General features: G+C 71.5%; 15 protein-coding genes and 2 pseudogenes. 9 read left to right on the forward strand and 8 right to left on the reverse strand.

Annotation, left to right across the window (positions count from 1 at the left end; translation table 11 throughout):
- Positions 1–110: 110 nt before the first annotated feature.
- The gene (locus O7553_RS14820) at positions 111–389 is read left to right on the forward strand and encodes a hypothetical protein (RefSeq protein ID WP_281555372.1); all 279 of its coding nucleotides are present in this window, start codon (positions 111–113) and stop codon (positions 387–389) included.
- Positions 390–805: 416 nt separating this feature from the next.
- On the opposite strand, the gene O7553_RS14825 is transcribed toward O7553_RS14820, so the two are convergent.
- Genes O7553_RS14825 through O7553_RS14835 form a run of 3 tightly spaced genes read right to left on the reverse strand, consistent with a single transcriptional unit; the run spans position 806 to position 3854 of the window.
- Positions 806–1756 carry a VWA domain-containing protein gene (locus O7553_RS14825; protein ID WP_281555373.1) on the reverse strand — a complete coding sequence of 317 codons (951 nt, stop codon included), beginning with the start codon at positions 1754–1756 and terminating at the stop codon, positions 806–808.
- Positions 1753–2718: a DUF58 domain-containing protein gene (locus O7553_RS14830; protein ID WP_281555374.1), complete on the reverse strand. Its 966-nt coding sequence runs from the start codon at positions 2716–2718 to the stop codon at positions 1753–1755. The genes O7553_RS14825 and O7553_RS14830 overlap by 4 nt, the downstream gene beginning before the upstream one ends.
- Complete coding sequence (locus O7553_RS14835) at positions 2715–3854, reverse strand: MoxR family ATPase (RefSeq protein WP_281555375.1); 1140 nt, start codon at positions 3852–3854, stop codon at positions 2715–2717. Before O7553_RS14835 ends, O7553_RS14830 begins: the two co-directional genes overlap by 4 nt.
- Positions 3855–4163: 309 nt before the next feature.
- Here O7553_RS14835 and O7553_RS14840 point away from each other — a divergent pair, with 309 nt between their 5' ends.
- Genes O7553_RS14840 through O7553_RS14850 form a run of 3 tightly spaced genes read left to right on the forward strand, consistent with a single transcriptional unit; the run spans position 4164 to position 6391 of the window.
- Positions 4164–4388 carry a hypothetical protein gene (locus O7553_RS14840; RefSeq protein WP_281555376.1) on the forward strand — a complete coding sequence of 75 codons (225 nt, stop codon included), beginning with the start codon at positions 4164–4166 and terminating at the stop codon, positions 4386–4388.
- An 18-nt stretch (positions 4389–4406) separates the two neighbouring features.
- Positions 4407–4928: a PH domain-containing protein gene (locus O7553_RS14845; protein WP_281555377.1), complete on the forward strand. Its 522-nt coding sequence runs from the start codon at positions 4407–4409 to the stop codon at positions 4926–4928.
- Between the two features lie 35 nt (positions 4929–4963).
- Positions 4964–6391 (forward strand): PH domain-containing protein, encoded by a 1428-nt coding sequence (locus O7553_RS14850; RefSeq protein ID WP_281555610.1) that lies wholly within the window; start codon positions 4964–4966, stop codon positions 6389–6391.
- A 181-nt stretch (positions 6392–6572) separates the two neighbouring features.
- On the opposite strand, the gene O7553_RS14855 is transcribed toward O7553_RS14850, so the two are convergent.
- Positions 6573–7043 (reverse strand): hypothetical protein, encoded by a 471-nt coding sequence (locus tag O7553_RS14855; RefSeq protein ID WP_281555378.1) that lies wholly within the window; start codon positions 7041–7043, stop codon positions 6573–6575.
- A 168-nt stretch (positions 7044–7211) separates the two neighbouring features.
- Here O7553_RS14855 and O7553_RS14860 point away from each other — a divergent pair, with 168 nt between their 5' ends.
- Together O7553_RS14860 and O7553_RS14865 are read left to right on the forward strand one after the other, a co-directional pair.
- Positions 7212–7997, forward strand: a complete 786-nt coding sequence (locus O7553_RS14860; RefSeq protein WP_281555379.1) for a helix-turn-helix transcriptional regulator — start codon at positions 7212–7214, stop codon at positions 7995–7997.
- Positions 7988–8176, forward strand: a complete 189-nt coding sequence (locus tag O7553_RS14865; protein ID WP_281555380.1) for a DUF397 domain-containing protein — start codon at positions 7988–7990, stop codon at positions 8174–8176. The genes O7553_RS14860 and O7553_RS14865 overlap by 10 nt, the downstream gene beginning before the upstream one ends.
- Before the next feature lie 19 nt (positions 8177–8195).
- Here O7553_RS14865 and O7553_RS14870 read toward each other — a convergent pair whose 3' ends face one another.
- The 3 genes and pseudogenes from O7553_RS14870 to O7553_RS30190 all read right to left on the reverse strand — a co-directional run.
- Complete coding sequence (locus O7553_RS14870; protein WP_281555381.1) at positions 8196–9752, reverse strand: MFS transporter; 1557 nt, start codon at positions 9750–9752, stop codon at positions 8196–8198.
- 163 nt (positions 9753–9915) lie between these two features.
- Positions 9916–10725 (reverse strand): annotated as a pseudogene (locus tag O7553_RS14875) (beta-galactosidase); the annotation flags it as partial.
- 76 nt (positions 10726–10801) lie between these two features.
- A pseudogene (locus tag O7553_RS30190) lies at positions 10802–11341 on the reverse strand (sugar-binding domain-containing protein); the annotation flags it as partial.
- Positions 11342–11482: 141 nt separating this feature from the next.
- Here O7553_RS30190 and O7553_RS14885 point away from each other — a divergent pair.
- The 3 genes from O7553_RS14885 to O7553_RS14895 are packed head-to-tail and all read left to right on the forward strand — an operon-like array spanning position 11483 to position 13824.
- Entirely contained in the window at positions 11483–12535 is a 1053-nt protein-coding gene (locus O7553_RS14885; protein ID WP_281555382.1) for a LacI family DNA-binding transcriptional regulator, read from the forward strand.
- 6 nt (positions 12536–12541) lie between these two features.
- Positions 12542–12997: a hotdog domain-containing protein gene (locus tag O7553_RS14890; RefSeq protein WP_281555383.1), complete on the forward strand. Its 456-nt coding sequence runs from the start codon at positions 12542–12544 to the stop codon at positions 12995–12997.
- Positions 12994–13824 (forward strand): MBL fold metallo-hydrolase, encoded by an 831-nt coding sequence (locus O7553_RS14895; RefSeq protein WP_281555384.1) that lies wholly within the window; start codon positions 12994–12996, stop codon positions 13822–13824. The genes O7553_RS14890 and O7553_RS14895 overlap by 4 nt, the downstream gene beginning before the upstream one ends.
- Here the strand turns inward: O7553_RS14895 and O7553_RS14900 are convergent.
- Positions 13797–14291: an Rrf2 family transcriptional regulator gene (locus tag O7553_RS14900; RefSeq protein WP_281555385.1), complete on the reverse strand. Its 495-nt coding sequence runs from the start codon at positions 14289–14291 to the stop codon at positions 13797–13799. The two genes, O7553_RS14895 and O7553_RS14900, sit on opposite strands and share 28 nt — an antisense overlap.
- Positions 14292–14296 lie beyond the last annotated feature (5 nt).

The raw sequence follows: 14296 nt of genomic DNA on the forward strand, positions 1-14296 counted from the left end.
CGATGATCCGGCCTTGGAGACTAGGTGCTACCGCCGGGTAAGCAGTAACCCGGGGGTACTACCCCTGTGGTGTCTTGACACCAGGTCGGTCCGGTCGTAGCCGCAAAGTGGTGAAGTTAGTGGCCGCGCAGGTCGGTGCGGCCGGGCTGGCGATCCGGTGGTTGCGAGGCCGGATCGCCACCACCGCCCGGTGGTGGTCGGTGGTCGCGGCGGTGAACCGGCACGCGCTCGGCGTCTACCTGTGGCACCAGCCGGTACTCATCGGGCTGACGGTCGCCGCGCTGGGCTGGCCGGTGGGACCGCCGTCGCCGGGGTGCACACCGCGCCGGAGCATCCCGGGTGGCTGGTCGACCGGGCCGTCTATCTGCCGGTTCTCGCCGTCACACTGATCACGTTGCTGCGGATTGTGCCGACCTGCCGGCCCAGGTGTACGCTCTTGCCCGGTTCAACGGCCGGACGACCTGTGGAGGTGATCGCTGTGCGAGATAGCGATCCTCCTAGTCGTCGCCGGGCCACCGGTCGAGCGCGCTGAGGTCGGCGTGGCTCCTGGTGCGCCCGTGCGATCTGCCCGTGTCGCCCGTCAGCCCGCCCGCCGGTCACCCTGATCCACAGGTGGCCGGCCCGTCGCCGGAGTCCACCCTCGATGAACCGTTACGTCGCACCGCTGGGGTTCACCCTGGCCGCCGTCTGGATCGCCGTCATCTTCGCGCTGGCCAGCGGCGCACGGTGACGGGCCCCGGCCGGCGGCGGGTGTCCGTCGCCTGCCGGGCCGGGCCCTGTCACCTGCTGGTCCGGTCGGGCCGTCTCACGGCAGCCGCGAGGTCCACAGCAGACTGAGTACCGCCGCGCCCAACGCCAGCAGCAACGCCAGGGCCGCGTACCACTGGGTTATCTCCCGGGGCACGGTCCGCTGCCCGATCGACGAGCCCATGTCCTCGTACACCTGGTTGAGCTCGCCGACCGACGCCGCCTCGTAGAAGAAGCCGTTGGTCGCCTCAGCCAGCTCGGCCAGCGCGAACCGGTCCACCGGCACCCGCTGCACCTGGTTACCGATCTGCACCTGGCCGTCGTCGGTGCCGAACGCGATCGTCGACACCGGTACGTTGGCCGCCGACGCCGACGCAGCGGCCTCCTCGACCGACCGGCCCGAGGTGCGGTAGCCGTCCGACAGCAGCACGATCCGGGCCGGCGGCGGGCCCTGCGCACCGTCGGTCGGCACCAGCCGGATCGCCTCCAACGAAGTGAACACGGCCTCGCCGGTGGCGGTGGCCTCGGCCAGCACCAGACCGTCGATCGCCTGGGACACCGCAGCCCGGTCCTTGGTCGGCGAGACCAGCACGTTCGCCGACTTGGCGAACGCGACCAGCCCGATGTTGTAGCCCTCCGGCAGCTCCGCGACGAACTCCTTCGCCGCCTGCTGGGCCGCCTCGATCCGACTCGGAGTCACGTCGTCGGCCTCCATCGACAGCGACACGTCGATGGCGAGAATGACGGTGGCCCGCTCCAGCGACTCCTCAGCGTCGATCGACGGCCGGGCCAGCGCCGACGCCAGCACCAGCAGACTCAGCAGGAACGCCCCGGCGGCCAGGTGACGACGCCAGCCGAGGCCACGCGGGGCCAGCGTGCGCAGCAGGTCCACGTTGGTGAACCGGACCGCGTACGCCTTGCGGCGGAACTGACGCCACACGTACATCCCGGCGATCGCCAGAACCGGCAGCAGGGCGAGCAGCCACCAGGGCTGCAGGAAACGGATCATCGAGCTTCGCTTTCCGGGCGCGGGGTGGGGGCCGGGCGGGCGATGCCACGGGTACGGGCGTGCCGCTGCCCGGCGACGAACCGGACGATGTCCAGCAGCCAGTCCGAGTCGGTCCGCAGCCGCAGGTGGGCCGCGCCGGCACCGCGCAGAGTCTGCGCGATCGCCGCCCGCTGCGCCCCGGCCGCCTCGGCGTACCGCCGGCGCAGCCGCGGATCGGCGGTCTGCACCTCGTGCAGCGTGCCGGTCTCCGGGTCGGCCAGGGTCAGCACGCCGGCGTCGGGCAGCTCCAGCTCACGCGGATCGACCACCTCGACGGCGAGGACGTCGTGGCGGACCGCGAGTTTTCGGACCGGCCGGCCCCACTGCTGCGGCGGGGCCAGGAAGTCGGAGATCACCACGGCGACGCCGCGGCGACGCGGCGGCCGGTTCAGCATGTCGATCAGGGCACCGAGGTCGCTGCGGCCGGGTCGGGACTGGGTGCCGGCGATTGCCCGCAGCAGCCCGTGCGCCTCCTTGCGGCCGGTCCGCGCCGGCAGCCGGGAAAGGACGCCGCCGAGCGCCGGATCACCGGTGCCGATCACCGCGCCCACCCGGTTGCCGCCCCGCGCGCTCAGGTGCACCATCGCCGCCGCCGCCGAGACGGCCAGGTCCCGTTTGAGACAGCGGGCGGTGCCGAAGTCCAGGCTGGCCGACAGGTCCACCGCCACCCAGGCTTCCAACTCCCGGTCGGCGACGGTACGCCGTACGTGCGGCACGGTGGTCCGGGCCGTCACCGGCCAGTCCATCCGGCGCACGTCGTCACCGGGCCGGTACTCGGTCGACTCACCGGCCTCGCTGCCCGGACCGGGCAGCAGCCCCACGTAGTCGCCCTGCAGCAGGCCGTCGAGCTTGCGGGTGACGGTCAGGTAGAGCCGGGACAGCACCGCCTCCGCCCGGCCCGAGCTCGGCACCGCAGCGGTCACTGCGACTGCCCGGGCCAGCCGGCGCCACCGGGCGGGCCGGGCACCGCGGCGGCCGGCGCGGCATGTCCCATCGGTCCCACCGGCTGCGGCGTCGCGTTCTGCCGGGGAGCGACCGACGGCAGCGGCACCATCTGCATGATCCGCCCGACGACGTGGTCGGCGGGCACGTCGTCGGCGAGCGCGTCGTAGCTGAGCACCAGCCGGTGACGCAGGATGTCCGGGGCGATGTCCTGCACGTCCTGCGGCAACGCGTAGTCGCGCCCGCGCAGCAGCGCCAATGCCCGGGTGGCCCGCACGATGCCCAGCGAGGCACGCGGGCTGGCACCGTACTGGATCAGCTGCGCGACGTCCGGCATGCCGTGCTCGGCCGGCGCCCGGGTGGCCAGCACCAGGCGTACGGTGTAGTCGACCAGCGCGTTGTGCACGAACACCTTGTCCGCCTTGCGCTGCAGGTCGACCAGGTCGGTGGGCTTGAAAACGACGCTCGGCTGCGGCGCGTCCACCCCCATCCGGTAGACGATCTCCCGCTCCTCCGCGTCGGTCGGATAGCCCACCACGATCTTCATCAGGAACCGGTCGCGCTGCGCCTCCGGCAGCGGGTAGACGCCCTCCTGCTCGATCGGGTTCTGGGTGGCCATCACCAGGAACGGATCCGGTACGGGATGCGTCTGCCCGCCCAGCGACACCTGCCGCTCGCTCATCACCTCGAGCAGCGCCGACTGCACCTTGGCCGGCGCGCGGTTGATCTCGTCGGCGAGCAGGAAGTTGACGAACACCGGACCGAGCTCGATGTCGAACTTCTCGCTGGACTGCCGGTAGATCCGGGTGCCGACCAGGTCGGCGGGGACCAGGTCGGGGGTGAACTGGATCCGGGCGAACGAGCCACCGACGACGGTGGCCAGAGTCTCCACGGCGAGCGTCTTCGCCACCCCGGGGACGCCTTCCAGTAGGCAGTGCCCCCGGGCGAGCAGCGCGACGAACATCCGCTCGACCATCCGGTCCTGACCGACGATGACCCGTTTGACCTCGAACATCGCCCGCTCCAGCAGGGTCGCGTCGGCGGCCGGTGTCGCCTCGGGGGGCGACGGTGGCGCAGCGGTCGGTGTCGAAGATTCGGGCGTGGTCGGCTGGGCCACCGGTCCTCCACAGCGTGCTCTGGTGTCGTCAGGGTTCTGGCGTCGTCGGGTCGAAAAGGTCGTGCCGCACTAAGCGTCGCACGCCGGTCCGAACCGGCGGGCAGGGGCCGAGAAAGCACCGCCAGGTGGGTAGACACGAGGGGGATCGGCGTGTGTACGATTCAGCCGTCGCCGGGCGGCTTCCCCCGTGGCCGCCCGGCGCTCACTCCTTCAGGTGCGTGCCGCCCTGTCCCGGTGCCGTCCCCGGCATGCTGCCGACCTCGCCCGGTGCCGACCTGGACTCGCCTGGCGCCGGCCTAGACTCGTACCGTGGCCGCACCCCCCGATTCCGCCGACACCGCACCGGGCGAGCAGTTGGTCTGTTCTGCCAAGGGCTGCCGTGCCCCGGCGATCTGGGCGCTCAACTGGAACAACCCCCGGCTGCACCAGCCCGAACGCCGCAAGACCTGGCTGGCCTGCGCCGACCACCGGCACCGGCTCGGCGACTTCCTGCACGTACGTGGATTCCTCCGCGACGTGGCGCCGCTTGGCTGATCGCCTACGCTCGTAAGGGTGACCGAACAGTCCGCCGCACCGGCAGCCCCGATCAGCCCTCTGGAGCCCTGGCCGGAGACGGTGCAGTGGCAGCCCGTCTCCCGCGACCTGGTCTGGGTGGAGCTGATCCGGCTCGCCATCGGGATGAGTTTCCTGCTCGTCGGGCTCGGGGTCGGCTGGGCGGTCACCGGTTTCTGGTTCGTTGGCGTCGGCTTCGCCGCCGCCGTGCTGCTCACCGTGCTGCGGGTGGTGGCGACGGTGCGGGCCGTCTACGCCTGGGGGTACGCCGAGCGCGACGACGACCTGCTGGTGCGGCACGGGCTGCTGGTCCGCCGGCTGTCGATTGTCCCGTACGCCCGGATGCAGTTCGTCGACGTCTCCGCCGGCCCGCTGGAACGGGCCTTCGATTTGGCGACCGTGCAGCTGCACACGGCCGCAGCGGCCAGCGACGCCCGGGTGCCCGGGCTGCGGCCCGCCGAGGCGTCCCGGCTACGGGACCGGCTCACCGCGCTCGGCGAGATCCGGGCGGAGGGTCTGTGAGCCAGCCGCACGATCCGGTCCCGCCGCCGTACCCGCTGCCCGGACAGGCCTACCCGCTACCGGGCCAGCCGTACCCGCCGCACGGTCCGGTCGAGGAGCCCCGCCAGCGGCTGCATCCGCTGAGCCCGATCCTCAAGGGCAGCAGGGCCCTCGTGGTGATCATCGCCGGCCTGTCCTGGCAGACGCTCGGCCGGGTCGGCTTCGGTCGCTTCGCGCTGCTGGTCGTGCTGTGTCTGCTCGGCTACCTGGCGGTGGCGGTGATCAGCTGGTACAACACCGGCTACCACGTGGTCGGCCGTGAGCTGCGGATTCACGAAGGTCTGCTGTGGCGGCGGACCCGTGCCATCCCGCTGGAGCGGCTGCAGGCGGTCGAGGTTGTCCGGCCGCTGCTCGCCCAACTGACCGGCCTGGCCGAACTGCGGCTCGAAGTGGTCGGCGGTGGCCAGACCGAGGCGCCGCTGGCATATCTGACCGTCGCCGACGCCGCCACGCTGCGGGCCCGGCTGCTGGCGCTCGCCGGCCGCGCCAAGCCGGCCCCGGACGCGGCAGCTCCCGACGGGACGGCACCGCTGCCGGACGGCACCCCGGCCGGCCTGCCCGACCCGTCCGCGCCGCCACCCGGCCGGCTACTACACACCGTGGTCAACCGGGACCTGCTGATCAGCCAACTGCTCACCCCGCAGACCATGTTCCTGCCGTTCGGTGTCGCGTTCGTTATCACCCAGTTCGCGATGGACGCCACCTGGTCATTCGTGGCGGTCGCCAGCACCCTGACCGCCACCGCCGGGGTGATCCTGCAGCCGATCCGGCGGGTGCTCAGCGACTGGAACTTCCGGCTGGCCCGCGACGAGGTGGGTCTGCGGGTCCGGCACGGGCTGACCGAGACCCGGTCGCAGACCGTACCGCTGCACCGGATCCAGGCGATCGGTGCGACCTGGCCGCTGCTGTGGCGGGGGAAGAAGTGGCTGCGGTTGCGGTTGCACGTCGCCGGCTACGCCGCACCGGACGGGCAGGGTGGCGGCACCCAGTCCGACCAGTTGCTGCCGGTCGGCGTACTGCCCACCGCGAACCACATCCTCGCCGACGTGCTGCCCGGAATCGCGCTCGACGCGCTGCCGATGACGCCGCCGCCGCGCCGGGCCCGCTGGCTCAACCCGCTTGTGCAGCCGAAGCTCGGTGCCGGGCTTGCCAACGACGTGTTCAGTGTCCGCAGCGGGTTGCTGACCCGGCAGATGCTGGTCGTGCCGTACGCGAGGATGCAGAGCGTACGGGTGGTGCGCGGGCCGCTGCAGCGGCTGCTCGGGTTGGCCACCGTGTACGCCGACACCGCCGGCGGGCCGAGCGCCGCCGCCAAGGACCGGGACGTGGCCGAGGCGTGGTGGCTGGCGGCGGAGCTGAGCGACCGGGCCCGCGCCGCCCGCAGCACGCCAGCCGATCCGCCCTCGCCGCAGCCGTCGATCTAGAAGAGTCGTGGTCGATATACCGGCCAGATCCTTCTGTTGGTCCGTGCGACGACTGACCGGGCGAGATCGTCGCCGTCTTCAGGATGCCGCCCTACAAGCGGCAGTCCGGGTCCGCGGCGTCGCCCGCCGCGATCCCGGCGGGCGAGGCGAGCCGCGTCCACCGCAGGTGCCGGTCGCCGGGTCACCCGTCACCGTCGTCGTCCGGCTCGCCGGCCGGCATCAGCCCGGACAGGTGCAGCACAGCCCGGATGCGCCGGGCGGAGCTCGCGTCCCACCGGTCCAGGATGGCGAGTGCCCGCAGGAACGGCCGACACGGTGCCGGGATGCCGCCGCACCGGTGACACTCCCCGGTGGTGCGGTTCGGGATGTGGGTGCGGGCGGTGGAGTTCGCATCATGGACGACTCGGGCCAGCTCCGGTGACCAGGTAGGGTCGCCGCCTCGCGTCGGGTCGTCCGGGGCGCCAGCGGAAGTTGGCGCGATGCCGTGTCCCCCGGCGAGCTGGAAACGGTCGTCCTGGTCCGGATCTGTCTCCCCCGGGTTGCGCTTCGGCAGCGGCGGCCGGTTCGGTGTCGGATCGACGTTCCGCGGCACGCCGACTGAGGTGCAGCGGGCCAGCCTTGGCGTCCCACCGATCCCGTCGTTTCTGATCATCGTTGCTCCCTCGGATCGATTACGAACAGCGTGTATCTTTCTGTTGGGTTCCACCCTGGATTGCTGACCATGCTCAATGAAAGAAGGCGTTAGGCCCAGGGAATGCACGTGCTGTCCACGCCAGCAGAAGATCAACAAGTTTGAGCGATTTGGGGGATGTGAAGGTCTATGGCTGGGAGCGATTATCTGATATCGGAGCTACGCCGGCTGCGCGAGTCGTTCGGGCTGACCCAGGATGCGTGGGCCGACCGGATCCACTTCTCGGCGAAGCACGTGGGTGCCATCGAGCGCGGCGAGCGGCCCGCACTGCCGGACTACCTGAAGGCCGTCGACAAGGTGTTCGGCACCGCGCTGGTCAGGTTCTATCGGGAGTTCGTCCGGGGCGACTGGACACCCGTGTGGTACCGGCCGTTCGTCGAGTACGAAGGCCGGGCGACCCTGCTGCGGGTCTACCATCCGACGCTGATCCCCGGACTGCTGCAAACCGAGGCGTACGCACGCGCACTCCTGCCGGCGATGAACGTCCCGGCCGAGGACGTCGAACAGACGCTCGCGGCACGGCTGGACCGGCAAGAGATCATCACCCGAACCACCAGCCCGTGCCGCCTGGTCGTGATACTCGACGAAATGGCGATCCGCCGCACCTCCGGCGGGCCGGAAGTGATGCGCGAGCAGCTCAAAGCACTGACGGAGGTGGGCGATCGACCGAATGTACAGATCCACGTGGTGCCACTGGCCACCCCGGCGTATGTCGGGATGTACGGCCCGATCGTCCTGGCCTCGGTTGAGGGTCGCACAGTTGGCTTCCTCGAAGGCCACCAGGAAGGCCGGGTGGTGGAGTCGCCCGACCGCACCGCGAGCCTGGAGAGCGACTGGGAGTCGATCCGGCAGTACGCTCTACCCTGCGCGCAGTCGCTCGAACTGATCACGAAGGCGGGAGAGACATGGACCTGACCAAGCCTCGTTGGCGTAAGAGCACCAAGTCCGACACAGGGGCCTGCGTCGAGGTGGCCGACAACATCACCGGGCGCGTCCTCGTGCGGGACACCAAGGACCGCGACGGCGCGATGCTGACCTTCGGACCGACCGCGTGGCGGTCCTTCGTGTCGACGGCTGCCACTCTGAAGCCTTGAGCCATCGGACAGCGCCGAGTCAGCCGTAGGCCGGATCACCCAGGCTTGGCTCCGCCCTCGCGGTTGGAGCCAAGCCTGGGTCGTCCTGTTGAGCTGCGGCGCTCTCGCTCGCCGGTAGCCGGTACGTCGTCCGCAGCGACGACAGCAGGGCCGGCAGGAAGGTGGCGGTCATCCCGGCCGTGCCGATCCACAGTACGGCCGACGCCCCGAACAGGCCGCCGAGCGCACCGCCGAGCAGCGCTGCGACCGGCATGCTGCCCCACTGGACGAAGCGGACCGTGGCGCTCATCCGGGCCAGCAGCCGATCCGGAGTGACGCTCTGTTGCAGGCCTGCCTGCGCGACAAGCCGGACCACCCCGCCGAAGGACAGCAGTGCCAGCCCGGCCACAGCAAGCCAGGTCGGCCAGCCGACACTTGTTGCTGGCAGCAGCGCGGCGGCCGGAGCGGTGCACAGCGGCGCCAGCCAGATCGCCGGACCCGGGCCGACCCTGGCGATCAGCCGGCCGGCCAGCAGCGCGCCGACGAACCCACCGCAGGCCATCGCCGAGAGCACCGAGCCGATGCCGGACGTACTCAGATCCAGCTGCCGGGCCAGGAAGACCAGCAGCATCGTCTGGTACACGACGAGGAAGAGACTGAAGAAGCCGTCGGTGAACAGCATCGGCCGCAGCAGCCGATGACCGAGAACGAAGCGCAGTCCTTCGGCAACCTCCCGGATCAGCTGCCGATCGGTTGCTTCCGGCCGCACCACCTCGACAGTACGGATTCGCAGCATGCCGAGCGCGGACAACAGCATCCCGGCGGCGCTCACGATCAGCGTGAGCGGTGCACCGAGCCAGCCGACCAGGGGACCCGCCAGACCGGGGCCACTGATGCTGACGGCGGAACGGACCGCAGCGATCCTGCTGTTCGCCTCGACCAGGTGGTCACGACCGACCAACGTAGGGACATAGCTTGTATATCCGACCTCGAACAGTACGGTCAGCAGTCCGTGGCCGAGAGCAATCGCGTACAGCAGCCAGATCGACAGCGCATCGGCCCACCAGGCCAGCGGTAGCGTCATCAGCAGCGCGGCTCGGAGGGAATCCGTGTTGACCATCACCGGGCGCTTGCGCCACCGGTCGACCCACGCACCCGCCGGCAGCCCGATCAGCAGCGACCCGGCCGTGGTCATCGCGGTCAGCACGCCGACCTCGAGCTCGTCCGCGTCCAGCCAGAGGATCGCCACCAGCGGCAGCGCGAGGTAGACGAACCGATCGGCGATTTGCCCGGCGACGGTCGCACCGAAGAACCATCGGAAGTTGACCGACTCGAAGGAGTAGCAGTCCGGGTCGGCCAGACCGGGTCGGATCGCGTACGTCGCGTCGTCCTTGAGCAGTTGCGGGCTGTCGGCGGTGACCACGTCGGTGTAGGCCAGGCTGTCGCGGTGCCGCAGGTAGCGGTCGGTGAAGCCGGGTGTGGTGACCCGCAGCGACAGCCGAGTGTCCAGCGGCAGGGCGACCGGGGTACGCGACGGCAGCGCCCGGGAGGTGGCGATCAGCGCCAGATTGGCCGCCCCGACCCGGGCCTCGTCCATCTTGACCACCTGCCGGTCGTAGGTGAGGAAGCCGTTCAGCTCGCCCTCGACGTCGGTGATCTCGGTGTAGACGGCGGCGCCCCAGCGACTGGCAGCAGTTGTACCCGCTGTGGGTGTTGACCAGCCGGGTCGGGTCGAGGTCCTTGACGGCCTGGCCGACCCGGATCGTGTCGGCCAGGGCCCGCTCGCCCCAGCCTTCGTTGTAGACGACGTAGGCGACCACCGACGGCGAGTTGCGGTGCTCGTTGACGATCTGGCGCGCCTCGGCCTCGAACTGGGCCTGCTGGGCGTCGGCCGGGTCGATGTCCTGGGCGGTCATCGACGGGATGTCCTGCCACACCAGCAGGCCGAGCCGGTCCGCGTGGTAGAACCAGCGCTGCGGTTCGACCTTGATGTGCTTACGCACCATGTTGAACCCGAGGTCCTTGTGTTTGCGCAGGTCGAAGGCGAGTGCTTCGTCGGTCGGCGCAGTGTAGACACCGTCGGGCCAGTAGCCCTGGTCGAGGGTGCCGAGCTGGAAGACGAACTCGCCGTTGAGGGTCGGTCGCGGTACCCCGTCGATGGTCCGTACGCCGACCTCCCGCATACCGAAGTAGTGGGTGGTCCGGTCGACGGCCCGGCCGTTGCGGTCCCGCAGGGTGACGCGCAGGTCGTAGAGGTACGGGTCGTCCGGGGACCAGCGGCGAGCGTCCGGCACCGGTACGGCGAACTCGGTGAAGCCGCCAGTGGCGGTGCCGACGACGGTGGCTCCGGCGAGGGCTTCGGCGCGGACGGTGTGGCCGGTGGTGTCGCCTCGGGTGGCCACCCGGATCCGGATGGTGTCGCTGGCCAGGTCGGGGCGCAGGTCGACGTCGCTGATCGAGGTGGCCGGGGTGGGTTCCAGCCAGACGGTCTGCCAGATGCCCGAGGCCGGGGTGGTAGAAGATGCCGCCGGGGGTACGGGTCTGTTTGCCGATCGGTGGCAGGCTGCCATGCTGCCGGCTGTCGGTCGGGTCCCAGACCGCGACGATCAGTTCGTTGGGGCCGCGACGCAGCGCACGAGTGATGTCGAAGCTGAAGGCGTCGTAACCGCCGGTGTGATCGCCGAGCCGCCTGCCGTTGACCCAGACGGTGGCCTGCCAGTCAACGGCTCCGAAGTGCAGCTGCACCCGCCGCCCGGTCCAGCTGCGCGGAACGGTGAAGGTGCGCCGGTAGGTCAGATGGTGCCGGTCGTCGTCGGCAGCCCGGCCGATGCCGGACAGCGCCGATTCGACCGGGAACGGCACGTTGACCCGTTCGGGCAGATCGACGCCGAACTGTGGAGCGTCGTCGGTGGTGGACTGTCGCAGTTGCCATTCGCCGTTGAGGTTGCGCCAGTCGGGGCGGGTCATCTGCGGTCTGGGGTATTCGGCCAGCGGGGTGCCGGTGAGCGCCTCGGCGGTCCACGGGGTGGTCAGCGGCGCGGGGCGGGCGGGCACCGCGACGGCGGCCGAGGGCGCGACGAGCAGGCCGGCGGCTGCGGTCGCTGCCGCAACAGCGGTCCAACGGGTACGGGCGGTCCAGCGGGTACGAGGGCTGCCGGGACGGGCGGTGGGAGTGGGCGATCGCATGTCGTCTCCATCGGTGGACGGGCCGGGGACGGGATCGGATCAGGGAACACATCGAGGCACGTCGAGGTTTGTTTATAACGTTATAGACGCCCGGTCGACCGCCGTCAATCTCCGCCCGTCGATGTGTGCCAGGATCGACGGATGGGTGCCAGTCTGCGGAGCATCGCCGAGCGCGCGGGCGTCTCACTGGCCACGGTCTCCAACGTGGTCAACGGCTACCGGCCGGTGGCCGAACCCACCCGACGCCGGGTGCAGCAGGCCATCGACGAACTCGGCTACACCCCGAACCTCAGCGCGCGGCACCTGCGGCGCGGCCGGACCGGACTGATCGCGCTGGCCATTCCCGAGCTGACCAACCCGTACTTCGCCGAGCTGGCGGAGACGGCGATCCGGGAGGCTGCGGCCCTCGGCTACACCCTGGTGATGGAGAGCACCGACGCCGACCCCGACACGGAGCTGGCGCTGCTCGGCGGCTCCCGCCGGCACGTGGTCGACGGACTGATCCTCAGCCCGGTGCGAATCGGCCGCGCCGAGGTGCTCGCCCGCCGCGACGCGCTACCGCTGGTCCTCATCGGCGAGGGCGTCTCCGACGTGCCGCATGACCACATCGCCATCGACAACGTCGCGGCCAGCCGCGCGGCGGTGGCGCACCTGGTCGCGCTCGGCCGCCGCCGGATCGCCTTCATCGGGGCCCGGGGCCACGACGACCGACAGTCGGCGCAGCTGCGGCTGCGCGGTTTCCGGGCGGGCATCGCCGCCGCCGGGCTGCCCGACCGACCGGAACTGACCGTGGTCACCGACCGGTTCGGCCGGGCCGACGGCTCGGCCGCGATGCGTCGGCTGCTCACCCTCACCGAGCCACCGGACGCGGTCCTCGCGTACAACGACCTGATCGCGCTCGGCGCGATGCGCGCCGCCGCCGACGCCGGCCGGCGGATCCCGCAGGACGTCGCGGTCGTCGGGATCGACGACATCGAGGAGGGACGGTACGCCAACCCGAGCCTGACCAGTATCTCCCCTGACAAGGCGGCGATCGCCCGGCTGGCGGTCCGACGGCTGGTCGACCGGATCGAAGGGCGTCCGCCCCGGCCGCCGTACGATGTGCGGACCCCGTTCACCATGGCAGTCCGGCAGAGCACCGTCGGCGCGCGGTCCGGCTTTCGTGGTCCGACACAGGTCGAGCACCTAGGCTGATTGGTCATGGGACACACGCCGGAGAACAGCTTCCGCCCGGGTGCCACCGCCCGGGTCGAGCTGACCGTGACCGATTCCGACACCGCCCAGGCGGTCGGCTCGGGCGACGTACCGGTCCTCGGTACCCCGCGGCTGCTCGCCCTGGCCGAGGCGGCGACGGTCGCCGCCACCGCCACCGGGCTGCCACCCGGCATGACCACCGTCGGCACCCGGGTCGAGCTGGACCACCGGGCGGCGACGCCGGTCGGCCGTACGGTGGCCGCGCTGGCCCGGCTGACCGAGGTCGACGGGCGGCGGCTGGTCTTCGAGGTGGTGGTGTTCGAGGCGGGCACGACCATCGCGCAGGGCCGTATCGAGCGGGCCCTGGTCGACCGGCACCGGTTCGTCGAGCGGGCCTTCGACCGCACGCCGGCGCCGCGGGCCGGCGACGACCCCACCGGTGAGCGGGCAGTCTCCGGATGAGTGCCCGGTTCGTCGAGGTCGGCGACCGGGTGTATGTGCTGCGCCGACCCCGGCTCGACGTCAACTCGACGCTGGTCGTCGGCGCGGCCGCCGCCGTGCTCGTCGACACCGGCAGTACGCCGGCCGAGGCCGCCGAGCTGGTCGAGGCGGCCCGGCGGATCACCCACCTGCCCTGGTCGGTGGTGAACACCCATCACCACTTCGACCACTGCTTCGGCAACCAGGTGGCCGCCGGGGATCCGCCCGCGCCGGTGTGGGCCCACCAGGAGGCGGCCCGGCTGCTGGCCCGCCCGGTCGAGGTGGTCCGCGACGAGGCGTACCGCGAGATGATCGGCCACGATCCGCAGCTGGCCGAGCAGCTCAGCCACGCGGTGGTCCACCCACCGGACCGTACGGTGACCCGCGCCGCGACGCTCGACCTGGGCGGCCGGGTGGTTGAGCTGTGGCATCCCGGGCGCGGGCACACAGTCGGCGACCTGGTGGTGCACGTCCCGGACGCGGACCTGCTGGTCGCCGGTGACCTGGTCGAGCAGGGTGCCCCACCGTCGTTCGACGACGCCTACCCGCTGGAGTGGCCGGACACCCTCGCGGCGGTGCTGCGGCGCCTCGGGCCGGCCAGTGTCGTGGTGCCCGGCCACGGCACCTGCGTCGGCGTCGACTTCGTCCGGGCCCAGCACGCTGACCTGGTGGCGTTGGAGTGGCTGATCCGCGACGGGCACGCCGACGGGGCGCCGCCGGAACAGGTCGCCGCGCGGGCACCGTTCGGGCCGCAGGCGGCGGGCACCGCGGTCGTCCGCGGCTACGCCGAACTGTCCAACCGGGCCTGACCGCACTCGGCGCGACCGACGGGAGCCGGCGACGGCGGTCCGGAGTCGATGGTGAGTAGGGCGGGCAGCGGACCCGCGTCGGCGTCGACGAGGTCACCGAGGCGAACCTCGTCGAGCGCGGAGAGGAAGGCCGCTCGGGCCCGGCGCAGCTCGACGCGCAGTCGGCAGTCGGCGCGCAGCGGGCAGGCCGGCTGGTCGCAGGAGACAACCTCACCGTCGCCTTCGAAAGCCCGTACCACCTGGGCCACGGTCATCTCGGCGGCGGCCGGGACGAACGCGGTGCCGCCTGCCCGGCCCCGCACCGTGACCAGAACGCCGATCCGTTGCAACCGCTGCACCACCTTGGCGACGTGGCTGCGCGGCAGGGCGAGCCGGGCGGCCAGGTCGTCCACCGTGGTACGGGTGCGAGACGCGGCGGTGAACATGGCGACCCGTAACGCCATGTCCGTGGACCGGTTGAGCTTCACGTCCC

The sequence above is a fragment of the Solwaraspora sp. WMMA2059 genome (genome assembly GCF_027497315.1).
In the GTDB taxonomy this organism is placed as follows: Bacteria; Actinomycetota; Actinomycetes; order Mycobacteriales; family Micromonosporaceae; genus Micromonospora_E.